Annotated in this window: 15 protein-coding genes; 7 read left to right on the top strand and 8 right to left on the bottom strand. The window is 63.7% G+C overall.

Annotation, left to right across the window (positions count from 1 at the left end; genetic code table 11):
• The first annotated feature begins 1 nt into the window (after nucleotide 1).
• Nucleotides 2–1,312, top strand: coding sequence for a hemolysin family protein (locus tag C8D77_RS05080; RefSeq protein ID WP_109659883.1), 1,311 nt, complete (start codon nucleotides 2–4; stop codon nucleotides 1,310–1,312).
• 27 nt (nucleotides 1,313–1,339) lie between these two features.
• On the opposite strand, the gene C8D77_RS05075 is transcribed toward C8D77_RS05080, so the two are convergent.
• Nucleotides 1,340–1,594: a DUF1127 domain-containing protein gene (locus tag C8D77_RS05075; protein ID WP_109661285.1), complete on the bottom strand. Its 255-nt coding sequence runs from the start codon at nucleotides 1,592–1,594 to the stop codon at nucleotides 1,340–1,342.
• A gap of 130 nt (nucleotides 1,595–1,724) precedes the next feature.
• On the opposite strand from C8D77_RS05075, the gene C8D77_RS05070 reads away from it, so the two are divergent.
• Nucleotides 1,725–3,233 (top strand): winged helix-turn-helix domain-containing tetratricopeptide repeat protein, encoded by a 1,509-nt coding sequence (locus C8D77_RS05070; RefSeq protein ID WP_109659881.1) that lies wholly within the window; start codon nucleotides 1,725–1,727, stop codon nucleotides 3,231–3,233.
• A gap of 34 nt (nucleotides 3,234–3,267) precedes the next feature.
• Here the strand turns inward: C8D77_RS05070 and C8D77_RS05065 are convergent, their stop codons facing one another.
• The gene (locus C8D77_RS05065; RefSeq protein ID WP_109661283.1) at nucleotides 3,268–4,194 is read right to left on the bottom strand and encodes a DMT family transporter; all 927 of its coding nucleotides are present in this window, start codon (nucleotides 4,192–4,194) and stop codon (nucleotides 3,268–3,270) included.
• A 109-nt stretch (nucleotides 4,195–4,303) separates the two neighbouring features.
• Complete coding sequence (locus tag C8D77_RS05060) at nucleotides 4,304–5,284, bottom strand: quinone oxidoreductase family protein (protein WP_109659879.1); 981 nt, start codon at nucleotides 5,282–5,284, stop codon at nucleotides 4,304–4,306.
• On the opposite strand from C8D77_RS05060, the gene C8D77_RS05055 reads away from it, so the two are divergent.
• Nucleotides 5,283–5,795 (top strand): winged helix-turn-helix transcriptional regulator, encoded by a 513-nt coding sequence (locus C8D77_RS05055; protein WP_425453706.1) that lies wholly within the window; start codon nucleotides 5,283–5,285, stop codon nucleotides 5,793–5,795. The two genes, C8D77_RS05060 and C8D77_RS05055, sit on opposite strands and share 2 nt — an antisense overlap.
• 75 nt (nucleotides 5,796–5,870) lie before the next feature.
• Here the strand turns inward: C8D77_RS05055 and C8D77_RS05050 are convergent, their stop codons facing one another.
• Complete coding sequence (locus tag C8D77_RS05050; protein WP_109659874.1) at nucleotides 5,871–6,476, bottom strand: NADPH-dependent FMN reductase; 606 nt, start codon at nucleotides 6,474–6,476, stop codon at nucleotides 5,871–5,873.
• 89 nt (nucleotides 6,477–6,565) lie between these two features.
• Between C8D77_RS05050 and C8D77_RS05045 the strand changes: the two genes are divergently transcribed.
• Complete coding sequence (locus tag C8D77_RS05045; RefSeq protein ID WP_164548758.1) at nucleotides 6,566–6,934, top strand: winged helix-turn-helix transcriptional regulator; 369 nt, start codon at nucleotides 6,566–6,568, stop codon at nucleotides 6,932–6,934.
• Nucleotides 6,935–7,104: 170 nt separating this feature from the next.
• Here C8D77_RS05045 and C8D77_RS05040 read toward each other — a convergent pair whose 3' ends face one another.
• The 3 genes from C8D77_RS05040 to C8D77_RS05030 all read right to left on the bottom strand — a co-directional run bounded on the left by C8D77_RS05040 (nucleotide 7,105) and on the right by C8D77_RS05030 (nucleotide 8,868).
• Entirely contained in the window at nucleotides 7,105–7,308 is a 204-nt protein-coding gene (locus tag C8D77_RS05040; RefSeq protein WP_109659870.1) for a hypothetical protein, read from the bottom strand.
• A 116-nt stretch (nucleotides 7,309–7,424) separates the two neighbouring features.
• The gene (locus tag C8D77_RS05035) at nucleotides 7,425–7,820 is read right to left on the bottom strand and encodes an acyl-CoA thioesterase (protein ID WP_056595507.1); all 396 of its coding nucleotides are present in this window, start codon (nucleotides 7,818–7,820) and stop codon (nucleotides 7,425–7,427) included.
• Between the two features lie 106 nt (nucleotides 7,821–7,926).
• Nucleotides 7,927–8,868, bottom strand: coding sequence for a phosphoribosylaminoimidazolesuccinocarboxamide synthase (locus C8D77_RS05030; protein ID WP_109659868.1), 942 nt, complete (start codon nucleotides 8,866–8,868; stop codon nucleotides 7,927–7,929).
• 259 nt (nucleotides 8,869–9,127) lie between these two features.
• Between C8D77_RS05030 and C8D77_RS05025 the strand changes: the two genes are divergently transcribed.
• Genes C8D77_RS05025 through C8D77_RS05015 form a run of 3 tightly spaced genes read left to right on the top strand, consistent with a single transcriptional unit; the run spans nucleotide 9,128 to nucleotide 12,869 of the window.
• Complete coding sequence (locus C8D77_RS05025) at nucleotides 9,128–10,744, top strand: GMC family oxidoreductase (RefSeq protein WP_109659867.1); 1,617 nt, start codon at nucleotides 9,128–9,130, stop codon at nucleotides 10,742–10,744.
• Nucleotides 10,741–11,955 (top strand): mandelate racemase/muconate lactonizing enzyme family protein, encoded by a 1,215-nt coding sequence (locus C8D77_RS05020; RefSeq protein WP_057143496.1) that lies wholly within the window; start codon nucleotides 10,741–10,743, stop codon nucleotides 11,953–11,955. Before C8D77_RS05025 ends, C8D77_RS05020 begins: the two co-directional genes overlap by 4 nt.
• Complete coding sequence (locus tag C8D77_RS05015; RefSeq protein WP_109659865.1) at nucleotides 11,952–12,869, top strand: NAD(P)-dependent oxidoreductase; 918 nt, start codon at nucleotides 11,952–11,954, stop codon at nucleotides 12,867–12,869. Before C8D77_RS05020 ends, C8D77_RS05015 begins: the two co-directional genes overlap by 4 nt.
• Before the next feature lie 79 nt (nucleotides 12,870–12,948).
• Here the strand turns inward: C8D77_RS05015 and C8D77_RS05010 are convergent, their stop codons facing one another.
• Complete coding sequence (locus C8D77_RS05010; RefSeq protein ID WP_109659863.1) at nucleotides 12,949–13,887, bottom strand: diacylglycerol/lipid kinase family protein; 939 nt, start codon at nucleotides 13,885–13,887, stop codon at nucleotides 12,949–12,951.
• Nucleotides 13,888–14,306: the final 419 nt, after the last annotated feature.

Genomic DNA, 14,306 nt, shown 5'->3' with positions numbered 1-14,306 from the left:
CATGCTATACGTCGAAATCGCTATCGTGGTCGTCCTCATCTGCGTGAACGGCCTTTTGTCGATGTCCGAACTGGCCATCGTCTCGTCGCGCCCGGCCCGGCTGAAAGCGATGATCGACCGCGGCATCAATGGCGCCGGCCGCGCCCTCGAGCTTGGTTCGAATCCCGGCAAGTTCCTCTCCTCGGTGCAGATCGGCATCACCCTTGTCGGCGTGTTGTCGGGCGCCTTTTCGGGCGCTACGCTCGGCGAGCGGCTGGCGCAGTTCCTGGCCTCGACCGGCATCCGTGAGACCGTCGCCGATCCGCTCGGCGTCGGCATCGTCGTTGCCATCATCACCTATTTCTCGCTGATCGTCGGCGAACTGGTGCCCAAGCAGATCGCCTTGCGTGATCCTGAAAGGGTCGCCGCCAGGGTCGCCCCGGCAATGACCATCCTCGCCACCGTCTCGGCGCCGCTGGTCTTCCTGCTCGACTTCTCCGGCCGCGCCATCCTGTGGCTGCTCGGCCAGCGCGGCGAAAGCGAGGAAAAGGTCACCGACGAAGAGATCAAGATGCTGGTCGCCGAGGCCGAGCATCACGGCACCATCGAATCCGACGAGCGGCGCATGATCGCCGGCGTCATGCGGCTTGGCGACCGCGCCGTGCGCGCCGTGATGACGCCACGCACCGAGGTCGACTGGATCAATCTGCAGTCCGACGAAAGCACCATCCGCAAGCTTTTGATGGAAACCCAGCATTCCCGGCTGCCGGCCGGCGACGGCGGCGTCGATGTCATGGTCGGCGTCGTCCAGACGCGCGACGTGCTGGCAGCACTGCTTGCCGGCCGCGTGCTCGATCCGCGCAGGCATGTGCGCGCCGCCCCCATCGTCTACGATCAGGCCGATGCGCTGGATGTGCTACAGAAGCTCAAGGAATCCGACGTGCCGATGGCGCTGGTGCATGACGAATACGGCCATTTCGAAGGCATCGTCACCCCGGCCGACATTTTGGAAGCCATCACCGGCGTGTTCCGGGCGGACACCGACGCCGGCGATGAAGAAAATGCCGTCAAGCGCGAGGATGGCTCGTGGCTGCTTGCCGGCTACATGCAGGCCGACGAGATGGCCGACATTCTCGGCATCGACCTGCCGGAAAACCGCGACTACGAGACTGTCGCCGGCTACGTGCTGGCGCACATGCACCATCTGCCGGCGACCGGCGAATGCGTCGACGCGCAGGGCTGGCGCTTCGAGGTGGTCGATCTCGACGGCCGCCGCATCGACAAGCTGATCGCCACCCGCCTGCCCGGCGGCCACCGCGAGGCGGTGCGCTGACGGTCGACGCGATGTGCAGCATTCGCTCTATCGTTCCCAGAAGGGCTTGGCGATCTCTCCCTCGACCTGCTGTATCGTCAGACCGATATCGTCGATCAGATGCGGATTATCCTTCGACATTTGCCTGAGTTGCCAGCGAAAGCGTATCCGCTCGCGCCAGGTCCGATCGTGCCAGCTCGCGATGATGCTTCGCAGGGTCGTCAGGAGCCGGCGCGATGCCGGCCGCACGGGCGTTCCCGGCCGCGCTGCACAATGCAAGGAAGAAGTGAGGGTATTGGTCATGGCAACCTCCATATGGTTTTGAGGGCGCGGTGGCTCTCGATGAGGTTGAATTCTGCGCGATACGGACGGCGCCGTAATTAAGCCCTCCCAAATAGTTCTCAAAACTTCCAAACGAGCTATAGATGCGCCTATGCAGGGATCGCGCTTTGCCTTTGGTCCGTTCGTGCTTGATCCGGGTGCGGGAACGCTGCTTCGGAATGATGTGCCCGTTGCCGTTGGCTACCGCGGACTAAGTCTGCTTGCAGCACTTGTCGGACGGCCCGGCGACATCCTCGGCAAGGCCGAACTGATGGACGCGGCGTGGCCGGGCACGGCCGTCGAGGAAGGCAACCTCACCGTCCAGATCGCGCAGCTGCGCAAGCTGCTTGGTCCGGTGGCCGACGGCGGTGAATGGATATCCACGGTTCCGCGCGTCGGCTACCGCTTCGCAGGCGCCGTCGAACAGCTCGCCGACGCGAAGCGAAAACCATTGCCACTGCCCGACAAACCATCGATTGCCGTGCTGCCTTTCGTCAATTTCAGCAACGATCCCGAGCAGGACTCCTTCGCCGACGGGTTGACCGAAGACCTGATCACCGACCTGTCCAGGATCTCGGATCTGTTCGTCATCGCGCGCAACTCGGCCTTTGCCTATAAGGGAAAAGCGATGGACGTGCGCGAGATCGCCGGGGATCTTGGCGTGCGCTATCTGCTGGAGGGCAGCGCAAGACGTGCCGCGGGGCGTGTGCGCATCAACGCCCAACTGGTCGACGCGGTGAGCGGCGATCATCTGTGGGCGGAACGCTTCGATCGCGGCCTGGAAGACATCTTTGCCGTTCAGGACGAGGTGACGGCCAAGATCGTGGAGGCGTTGCTCGGCCGGCTGCGCGCATCGCCGCCGCGCAACCGGCCCAAGAATCTCGAGGCCTACGACCTCTGCGTGCGGGCGCGCAAGCTGATCGACGACTCGCCGCAGATGGCGCAGGAAGCGCATCTGATGCTCACGCGCGCGGTGTCGCTCGATCCCGAATACGCCGAGCCCTATCGCTGGCTTGCCATGAACCACTGGATGGGACAGGTGCATTGGGGCGGACCAACCGAAGCCGCCCGCAGCGTTGCCTTGGAACTGGCCCGCAAGGCCGTGGCGATCGATCCCAACGATGCCGGCTGTCGCTGGATACTGGCTTACCTGCTTGCCTACGAGCGCAGCTTCACTGAAGCAGATGCGGAATTCGCCAAGGCGATCGAACTCGACCCGAACGAGGCCGACACCTGGGCGGCATTGTCCGACATCGCGGTCCTGGCCGGACGGGTCGAAGAGGGCCTCGAGCATATCAGCAAGGCGTTCCGGCTGAACCCGTTTCCGGCAAGCTGGTATCATATGACGCTCGGCCAGGCGCAATATGCGGCGCGCGATTACGACGCCGCTGTCGAGACCCTGCTCAGGGACGAGACCTATCGCACAAGCTCACGCCGTTTCCTGGCGGCAAGCCTGGCGCAACTCGGCCGGCTCGACGAGGCGCACGCGGAGGCCGAACTGTTCCTCGTCGGCAACCCGCATTTTACAACCAGCCATTGGGTCACGATGGAGCCGTTCCGCGACGCCGCTACGCTCGAGCATTTCGTTGATGGCTTTCGCAAAGCCGGTCTTCCCGAGTAACGCGCGGGCGTGATCCCGGCATCACATGACTTCCTCAAACCGCCGCCTCGATTGGCTCGGCAAGCCTGGGATTTGCCCGCGCGGCGATCAGGCAGCCGGCGACGATCAGGCATGCTCCGGTCAGCGTGGTCCAGGTCGCCTCCTCGCCGAAGAAGAACCAGCCAAGCGCGACCGCCCAGATGAAGGCCGAGTATTCGGTCGGGATCAGATATTGCGCTTCGGCACGGGCGTAGGACCAGCTCATCAGGAATTGCCCGGCAAGCGACAGCACCGTCACCCCGGCCAAAGGAAGCCAGAGATCGGTCGGCAGGGCGACGGCGAGCCAGGGTGCGGCGAGGCCGAGGATGATTGCAACGCATAGGTTCTGGAACAACATGATCTCGATCGGCTTGGCCAACTGCGCCTGTTGCCGGGCGAGGATCAGATTGTAGCCGTAGAACACCGTCGATACGAGCACCGCTGCCGTGCCAAGCATGGCATCTCTGGAATAGCTTGCCTGCCCGAACTGGCCGGCCATGATGATCGCGACGCCCGCGATGCCGGCCAAGGATGCCCAGACAGCCTGCCGCCGGATCCGTTCGCCCAGCAGCAGCGCGGCGAGGAACAGCGCAAACAGGGGCGCGACGAAGCTGAGCCCGATCGCCTCGGCGAGCGGCAGCCTGGCGAGGCCCCAAAAAAAGGATATCAGAACGATGCCGACAATTGCGGCACGCAGCGCATGCAGTCTCAGCACCGGAAGGGCCGGCTTTGAGCGCGTCCCTACTGACCAGGCCGCACCCGCGACGACAGTCGCCACCATGCTGCGCCACAGCACCGTGTTGTAGACGCCGACCGCAATGACCAGCGTCTTCATCGCCGCATCCATCCCGGACAGCAGGAAGATCCCGAGCGCGCATACGAGCACCGGGATCATCGGGGAAACGGCGCCGGTCAGGCTGGATGTCTTCACGGCTTCACTCATGTGATGGATTGCAGCCGGATATATCAGGGCAAGACGGCGCGGCCAGATGGCAGGACCATCGATGTAGAGGTCCAATCCCGATTGGCGTCGCATCCCCGCTATGGCGATGCTAGGGCATCAACACCACCTTCCCTGTCGAGCGGCGCTCCTCCAGCAGCTGGTGCGCTTCGCCGGCCTGATCGAGCGGAAAGCGGCCGCCGATCGCAACCCGAAGCCGGCCGCTTGCCGCCAGATTGAACAGCTCGGACAGGCTGGCTCTCAATACGTCGGGAGACAGCAGCGGCAGCAGCGCGAAACCCCTCAGCGACTGGTTGCGGCCGATCATCGCCTCCAGATCGGAAGCCGTGAGCGCATAGCGGCCGAGCGCCGCGAACACCAGTTCGCCGCCAGGCGCCAGAGCCTGCAGCGACGCAGCCGTCAGCGCGCCGCCGACTGTGTCGTAGATGATGTCGTTGCCCTCCCCGCCTGCAATCTCGCGCACCCGGGCTGGCCAATCCGGCTTGCTGTAGTCGACCGCGGCATCGGCGCCGAGCGACAGAGCGAAATGCAATTTCGCCTTGCCGCCGGCGGCCGCGATCACCTGGCGTGCGCCCTTCAGCCTGGCCAGTTGGACAAGCAACGATCCCACGCCGCCAGACGCGGCCGGGACCAGCACCGACTTGGCCCGTGGCGGGCTTTGCCGAAGCAAATGAAGAGCCGTCAGCCCCTGCACCATCAGCGCCGTCGCATCCTCGAACGGCAGCGCATCCGGCAGCGGCACGGCGAGATCGGCTGACATCGTCACCTGCTCCGCATAGCCGCTGTGGGGACGCTGCGACATGAACAGCGGCGCAGCGATGCGGCGCCTCAGCAATTGTGCATCCACGCCTTCTCCGACGGCCTCGACGACGCCCGCCGCCTCCACGCCCAGGATCATGGGAAGTTGCGGCGTCACTGCGTAGCGGTCCGCCCGCATCAGCACTTCGAAGAAGTTGATCCCGGCGGCTTGCACCCGGATCACCACCTCGCCAGCCTGCGGCACCGGTGCCGGCAGATCGACCACCTCCAGCACGTCGGGACCGCCGAAACGGCTAAGTTGAATGGCTTTCATGGCAAACTCCGATCGCACTGGCGTCGGCCGCTGTTTGCCACTATCTGCGGAGCCTCGACTACACACTCATTTGTCCCCTGCTGACCAGGAGGTGACCATGCCCAATCCCAGGAGAATGCCCATCAAAAGGCTGCCGATGCTGCCGGCGGAACGGGCGCTGAAAGTGATTGCGGGGCGCTGGAAGGCGGTCATCCTCTACCACCTGTTCGATGGTCCCCGGCGGCTGTCGGCGCTGAAGGCGCTGATGCCTGGCATCACCCAGAAAGTGCTGATCCAGCAACTTCGGGAAATGGAAGAGCACGGCCTCGTCAGCCGCGAAATCTTCGCCGAAGTGCCCTCGCGCGTCGAATACTCTGCGACAGGTCTCGGCCTCAGCCTCGAGCCGATCCTGCTGGCGCTCTGCCAATGGGGCCAGCATCACGCCGACGAGCTCAACGAGATGGACCGTCTCGCCGACTGCATCATCCGGCCAAGACAAGCACAACACGACGCCATGACTTCCCGGAACTGAAAAGGGGCGACCGGAATTGAAAAGGGCGGCGCAAGCGCCGCCCCATATCCTTGGGAGGATAATTCGAACCGGCGGTCAGGCCGCCTTGACTTCCTCGGCGACGGCATCGGCCTGACGCGCTGCCTTGAGCACCTTGGCCCACCACGCAACGTCGTTGACCAGCGCCGCGGCGGCCTGGTTCAGGTGCTCGAGATCTTCGAGCTTCTTCTCGCCCTGGCGGACGGCGAGGAAATCGCCCCAGGCGATATGGACGGCCGACTTGACCGGCGCCATCTGCAATTCGACCGCATGAAGGCGCAGCTGTTCGACGGCGCGGGCGCCACCGACGCTGCCATAGCCGACAAAGCCGGCCGGCTTCTTGTTCCATTCGTTGGCGGCGTAGTCGATGGCGTTCTTCAGCACGGCCGTCGGGCCATGATTGTATTCGGCGGCGGTGAAGATGAAGCCATCGAATTCGGCGACCTTCTTCTGCCAGCGCTGTGCCACTTCGTTCTGCGACGGTGCCCAGGCGGAGGATGCGACCTCGTCGAAGAAGGGCAGCGGGAAGTCGCGCAGGTCGACGACTTCCACGTTGATGTCGGCATGTGACTTGGCGATCTTGGCGATCCATTCGGTCGGCACATCGGCGAAGCGCGCAGCACGCGTCGAACCGATGATGATGGCGATCTTGGGTTTTGACATGGGGGCTCTCCTTGCAAGTAAAGCTGGTATCGTTTGGATACCGGCGCTATATGAGATACTGTCAACTCGAGAAGCAAGGAGGCACCTTTTTGTTACTGAGGCACCCGCACCGCACCGAGGACTGCCGCGCCATCTCGGAAATCCTGCAGCGCGTCGGCGACAAATGGACCGTTCTGGTGGTCGGCAAGCTGGGCGACGGACCGCTGCGTTTCAACGAATTGCGTGCCGCGGTCGGCGGCATTTCACAGAAGATGCTGACCACCACCTTGCGCGGGCTGGAGCGCGACGGCTTCGTCACCCGCACCGTGTTCCCGACCATTCCGCCACGTGTCGACTATGAGCTGACCGAGCTCGGTCACGAGCTGCTGATCCCGGTCAGCGCGCTGGGCGAATGGGCGCGCAAGAACACCACGCGCGTCAAGGCGGCGCGCGAAAAATTCGACGGCATGCATGCCTGAAACCCTTGCATGGCAAGGAATCCGGAGTTTCGCGGTGAGCGAAATTGCCTGACGACAGGTGAATTCGTGGTTCTCTAAACGAGGCCTATCAACTTTGTCTTGCGGTGCCTAAGGTCGACCAACACGCGCGCCACTCTGCCGACGATAATCGCATACCAAAGGCGGCCATTTCAGGCTCTTGGCGCCATGACTTCGCAAGGCGCCGGGCTGCAGATCGCGCATGTCGCGGCTGGCTCCCTGACGCCCACATTGCCATGCGAGCAGACGGTGTGCGGAAGGTCTTCTTTGACTTCGGCATAGGCGGTCACGCCAAGCAGGCAGACCAAGGCGACCAGGGCTGCCACAAGCCAGCCGTTCAGCATATGTTGACGCATTGTCTCCCCTCCGACGCCCGCACAATCGGGCCTGGAGGCAACCGTTGGATGTCGCGAAAAGCGCCTCCCGCACGGACGCTGTTACAAATGGCCGATCTTGGGAGAAACGGCTTCCGTCAGCCTTCGGCGGGAACCGCTTTCGGCTTGCCCTCGCCGTCCAGCGCCACCATGACGAAATCGGCGTGGGTGACCTTTTCCATCAGGTCGGAGAGGTAGCGCTGCGCCCAGGCTTCGACCTTGAGCGTCATCGAGGTGCGGCCGACGCGCTCGACATGGGTGTAGATACACAGCGTGTCGCCGATCTTCATCGGCTTGGCGAACGACATCTCTTTGACCGCCGCCGTCACCACGCGGCCCTTGGCGCGCTCGGCGGCCCGGATGCCGCAGGCCAGATCCATCTGCGCCATCACCCAGCCGCCAAAAATGTCACCGGCCGCATTGGCATCCGAAGGCATGGCCAGCGTGCGCAGCGTCAGATCGCCGAGCGGCCGTCCTTCAGCGTACTGCACCATGGGGAAAATCCTTCGAAAGCGGTTGCCCTCGATCCCGTATCGTCACGGCGCCGACAGGTCAACGCGCCTCTGCCGACTGTACCCCCTGTGAAGGTTCGCCTGGCCGCTAAAAGTAACGCTCGAGGTTCGTGCGAATGCGATCGAGCACGGTATCCCCGGAAACATCAGGAGAGAATTTCCTGCCCGTGATCGCCTCATAGGCTTGCGCATAGACCCTGGAGGCCTGTTCGACGATCTCGTCGGGTATTTTGGGGATCGGGTCGCTGTAAGGATCACACCGCGCCGAGACCCACGAGCGGATGAAATCCTTGTCGAAGCTCTCCGGCCGGCTGCCGCTGGCGAGTGCCTGTCCGTAACTCTTGGCGATCCAGTACCGGCTGCTGTCCGGGGTGTGGATTTCGTCGGCAAGAATGATGGTCCCGTTCTTGTCGGTGCCGAATTCGTATTTCGTGTCGGCGAGGATCAGGCCGCGCTCAGTGGCACGTTGCTGGCCACGGGCGAACAGCCGCAAGGCGTAGCCGGACACGGTGTCCCACTGCGCCTGCGTGAGAAGACCCTGGTCAAGGATCTCGGCCCTGGACAGCGGCTCGTCATGGCCGCCATGCGCAGCCTTGCTGGTTGGCGTGATGATCGGTTCGGCCAGCTTTTCATTGTCGCGCAGGCCATCCGGCAGGCGGATGCCATACATGTCGCGGTCACCGCGCCGGTACCGGGTCAGGATCGAGGTGCTGGTGGTTCCCGCCAGATAACCGCGCACGACGATCTCCACCGGCAGGATGTCGAGCCTTGTGCCGACGACGACGTTCGGGTCGGGGTATTCGAGAACATGGTTGGGGCAGATATCGGCGGTGTCCTCGAACCAGTAGCGCGCCGTCTGGGTGAGAATCTCTCCCTTGTACGGGATCGAGGTCAGGATGGTGTCGAAGGCACTGAGGCGGTCAGTGGCGATGATGATGCGCCTGCCATCCGCCAGGTCGTAATTTTCGCGGACCTTGCCGCTGTAGTGACCCGGCAGTTCGGGAATGAAAGCATCCGACAGGACACGCATATGATTTCCTGCCTTCCGCAGAGTGGCCAGAGCATGATTCCGAAAAGTTGCAGACTTTTCGGAAAAAATCATGCGCCAAAATAATGCCATCGCATAGGCTGTCGGGCCGGTGCATATCAAGCGCGATTGTCGGGAATCCCCGCAAACCCGACCAGTTGGACGGTCGCTTTTTTCACAACTGATGCCGGATGGCGCGGCGACGCGGTCAACCCGTCGCGTCTAGGCTGCAGCCAGATTTCCGGAGCCGCTCATTTCAATCATGCAGACCTATGATTTCATCATCGTCGGCTCCGGCTCGGCCGGCTCGGTCCTGGCTGACAAACTGTCGGCCTCGGGGCGCTTCTCGGTGCTGGTGCTAGAGGCCGGCGGCACCGACCGCCGCTTCTACGTGCAGATGCCGCTTGGCTACGGCAAGACCTTCTTCGATCCTGATGTCAACTGGAACTACAAGGCCGAGCCGGACCCGGGGCTCGCCGGCAATGCCGACCACTGGCCGCGCGGCAAGCTGCTCGGCGGTTCGAGCTCGATCAACGCCATGGTCTGGATCAGGGGCGCGCGCGAGGATTTCGATGCCTGGGCGGCTGCCGGCAATCCCGGCTGGGCCTATGACGACCTGCTGCCCGCCTTCAAGGCGCTCGAGGACAATCAGGCCGGCGCCGATGCATGGCGCGGCACGGGGGGCCCGCTGCATGTCACCGACTGTTCAAACGCCGTCCATCCACTGACCAAACGCTATCTCGCCGCCGGCCAGCAGGCCGGCCTGCCGCTCAATCCGGATTTCAATGGTGCTGCCCAGGAAGGCGTCGGCATCTACCAGATTTCGACCCGCAACGGCCGCCGCATGTCGGCGGCGCGCGCCTTCCTGCGCCCGGCGATGAAGCGCGCCAACGTCCGCGTCGAGATGAATGCGCTGGCGACCAGGATCCTGTTCGAAGGCAAGCGCGCCATCGGCGTCGAGTATCAACAGAACGGCGAGACGAAGACGGCACGTGCCGGCCGCGAGGTCATTCTATCAGGCGGTTCGGTCAACTCGCCGCAATTGCTGCAGCTGTCCGGCGTCGGCCCCTCCGCTCTGCTTGGTGGTCTGGGCATTCCCGTCCTTCATGCCAACGAGAATGTCGGCGCGCATCTGCAGGACCATGTCGGCATCAACTACACCTTCAAGGGCAGGCTGCCGACGCTCAACCAGACGCTGCGTCCCTGGTGGGGCAAGCTGCTGGTCGGCATGCAATACATCCTGACCCGTTCGGGCCCGCTGTCGCTGTCAATGAACAATGCCGGCGGCTTCTTCCGCACAGACCCTGCGGCGACGCGGCCCAACATGCAGCTCTATTTCCAGGCGTTCTCGACCGTCATTCCCAAAAGCGGCGAGCGCCCGATCCTGACGCCGGATCCATGGCCGGGCTTTTCCATCGGCCTGTCCAACTGCCGGCCATCAAGCCGTGGCGAGATCATGATCCGCTCCAGCAACCCGCGCGACTATCCCAAAATTGTCGCCAACGCCTACTCCACCAATGCCGATGTCGATGAGATGCTCGACGCCGTGAAATTCGTGCGCAAGATCGCCTCGATGCCTGCAATGGCCGAGATCATCGAGGAAGAGGTTTTGCCTGGTCCTTCAATCACTTCCGATGCAGACCTGATTCAGGATTTCAGGAAACGCTCCGGCACCGTCTATCATCCGGTCTCGACCTGCCGCATGGGGCCTGATCCCGCGCGCGCCGTCGTCGACCCACGTCTCAGGGTGCATGGTCTTGAAGGCTTGCGCGTCATCGACGCCTCGATCTTTCCCGACAACATCACCGGTAACACCAACGCCGCCTCGATCATGACCGGTCGGAAGGGCGCCGAACTGGTTCTGGAGGACCAAAAATGAAGATCACCGACGTCAAGACCTGGGTTGTCGGCAACCCGCCGCCCGGCATCGGCGGCAAGTATTTCATCTTCGTCAAGCTCACCACCGATGGGGGCGTCGTCGGTTATGGCGAGGCCTACAACGCCACCTTCTCCGCCCATGTCACGGCGAAGATGGTCGAGGACATGGCCGAGCGTTATCTCGTCGGCCGCGATCCGCACGACATCGAGAACTTTTTCCGCCGCGCCTATTCGTCCGGCTTCACCCAGCGCCCCGATGTGTCCGGCATGGGCTGCTTCTCGGCGCTGGAAATGGCCTGCTGGGACATCATCGGCAAGGAGGCCAACAAGCCGGTCTACAAATTGCTCGGTGGCCAGGTACACGAAACGCTGCGCTCCTACACCTACCTCTACCCGCACACCGGCAGCGTTCATTCCGAGGACGCGCCTGACGGCAAGAACGTCTACAACGACCCCGATCTCGCCGCCGCCTGCGCGCTCGAATATGTCGAGCAGGGTTTCAATGCCGTCAAGCTCGACCCGGCCGGCCCCTATACCGCTTTCGACGGCCATCAGCCGCGCCTCGTCGACATCGATGTCTCCACCCGCATGATCAAGGCGATCCGCGAGGCGGTCGGCACCCGCGCCGACATCCTGTTCGGCACGCACGGCCAGTTCACCGCGTCCGGCGCGCTGCGCATGGCGCGCGCCATCGAACCCTATGATCCGCTGTGGTTCGAGGAGCCGGTGCCGCCTGACATGCCCGAAGTGATGGCGCAGGTCGCCCGCGGCACCTCGATCCCGATCGCCACCGGCGAGCGGCTGACGACCAAGTTCGAATTCGCCCGCGTCATCGAGAACCGTGCCGCGACCATATTGCAGCCCGATCTCGGCCGCTCCGGCGGCATTCTGGAGACGAAGAAAATCGCCGCCATGGCCGAGGCCTATCACATCCAGATCGCCCCGCACTGCTATTGCGGGCCGATCGTCGGTGCCGCCAACATCCAGCTGGCGGTGACGCTGCCCAACTTCCTCATCCTGGAATCGCTGAAGCAGTGGGACGGTTTCCACGCCACGCTCCTGAAGAAGAAGATCGAATGGCAGGACGGCAACGTCATCCCGTCGAAGGAGCCCGGCCTCGGCGTCGAGTTGAACGAAGCCGTCTGCGATGCGCACCCCTATACGGGCAAGGACCTGCATCTACAGATGATGCAGACGCCGCTGATGCCGTGAGCGAAAGCTACGCCTTCATCGGCCTTGGCCATCTTGGCGGTAACCTTGCCGCCAGCCTGATCCGCAACGGCTTTGCCGTCACCGTCTTCGACCGCGATCCCACCGCCGTCGAGCGGCTCGTGGCGCTCGGCGCAGTGGCAGCGAACAGCCCTGCCAAGGCCGCCGCGCAGGCCGGCAATGCGATCACATGCTTGCCCTCGCCCAAGGTCAGCGAAGCAGTGCTGGCCGGCCCCGGAGGTTTGCTCGAAGGCCTGCCCCAGGGCGGCACCTGGATCGAGATGTCGACCAATGGCCGCGACGAGATCATGCGTCTGGCCGCGCTCGCCTCGGCCAGGGGCGTCGAGACCCTAGAATGCCCGGTCACGGGTGGCGTGCATCTGGCCGCGGTCGGAAAGATCACCGCGCTGGTCGGCGGCGATCCAGCGCTCTACGAGCGTCATCGCCCGGCCATCGAGGCGATGTGTGCAAAATCGTTCCTGATGGGTCCGGTAGGCTCGGCGGCGGTGATCAAGGTGATCACCAATATGCTCGCCTTCATCCATCTCGTAGCCGCCGGCGAAGCGCTGATGCTGGCCAAACAGGGCGGGCTCGACCTCGCCCAATCCTACCACGCCATCGTTGCCTCCTCCGGCAACAGCTTCGTCCACGAGACCGAAAGCCAGCTGGTTCTCAACGGCTCCTACGACATCGGCTTCACCATGGACCTGGCGCTGAAGGACCTCGGCTTCGCGCTCGCCATGGGCGAACAGTCAGGCGTGCCGCTCGACCTGGCATCGCGGGTCAACACGATTTTCGAGCACGGCAAGGCTGCTTATGGCGGCGGCGCCTGGTCGACCCAGATCGTCAAATTGCTGGAAGATGCCGTCGGCACCGACCTGCGCGCGCCTGGTTTCCCGGCCAAACTCGAACTTTGACGCCAGCCGGATATCAAGCGATTTCAAGGCGTTGACTGGATCGGCGGATCCATTTGAATCAATCTGTCAACGGCTTGATTCAGTATCTGAGCGTCAATGCCCCCGGCAGGATCTCGAAGGTCGCGGGTATGCGTCCCGGCGACTCGCCGTCTATGTCGACCAGCGCGCCGTTCTTCTCGACATCGCCGAGCGGTTCGACCACCACTTTCCTGCCGCGCAGGATGGTGATCGCCGGATGGTTGCGGTGCCGGCCGCCATAGAGCAGGCGGATGTCCCAGATCAACTTCAGCTTGCCGGCGGCGCGCAGGATGACGATGTCGAACTGCCCGTCGGTCAGTTCGGCGTCCGGCGCGATCATCATGCCACCGCCGAAGAACTTTCCATTGGCCACCGCCACCAGCGCCATGCGCGCTTCGACCGGGGCGCCGTCGTCGACGGTGATCCTGACGTCCTGGAAGCGGTAGCGGATGAACTCGACCACGGTGCGCCACAGGAACAGCGCCTTGGCCGACATCCTGCCCTTGCGCTTGTCGGCATTGACGGCGCGGTCGGTGGCGCCGGAAAGCCCCAGGCTGGCGATGTTGATGAAGTGCCGGCTGGCCAGCGCGCCATGGTCGTCGATGTAACAGATGCGCCCGGCATCGACCTTGCGACCCTTGGCCTCGGCGATCCGCTTCAGCACGGCGTCCACTTCTTTCGGCAGACCGAGCCCGCGCGCGAAATCGATGCCGGTGCCGCACGGCAACAGGCCAAGCTCGGTGATCCGGCCGCTCTCCTGGGTCGCCTGCAGCAGCCCGTCGGCCACTTCGCTGGCGGTGCCGTCACCGCCGGCCGCAATCACCAGATCGAAGCCGCTCATCGCAAGATCGATTGCCAGCCTTTCGGCGTCGCCTTCGGCCTGCGTCTCGCGCAGTTCGAATTCGCCGAAATGCTTCTTCAGCGACGCGGCGACCTCGGGCCAATGCCGTTTGAGCCGGCCGCCACCGGCAATCGGATTGAGAACCACCCCGACTTTCAAGCACACCCTCCCGCAAGGACATCGAAGACGCTTGGGCCTCGAATCCTTTGCCGGCATTGAAGCCCGCACCGGTCGGCAGGGCAAGGGCCGAATGTCCGCCTCCGCCGCCCATCATGACGGATACGAAAATCCCGCTATCCCTGATTGATCCCCGATAATCCCGTTATCCACAGGCCCATGGCCATTCCCTACGACCCTTACCCGGCGTACGTTAAACCCATCTCAGGCGGCTACCGATCATCAAGCCGAAAGGCGAAGTGAAAGGCGGATTTCCTGAGGCCCGTACGGCCCGGATCGAGAGCAGGCTTGCCTGGTCGAGGGACGGATGCCGAGACCTACGGGGCCGCGGAAAGCGTGCCAACGCCGACGGCGGACCGATGCTGCCATGAAGGACGGCAAAAACCTTCGATGGTGCGCAG

Origin of the sequence: Mesorhizobium loti, from assembly GCF_003148495.1 — a bacterium.
GTDB lineage: Bacteria > Pseudomonadota > Alphaproteobacteria > Rhizobiales > Rhizobiaceae > Mesorhizobium > Mesorhizobium loti.
Note: the sequence above shows the minus strand (reverse complement) of the source record. Positions and strands in the feature narration are given on the sequence as shown.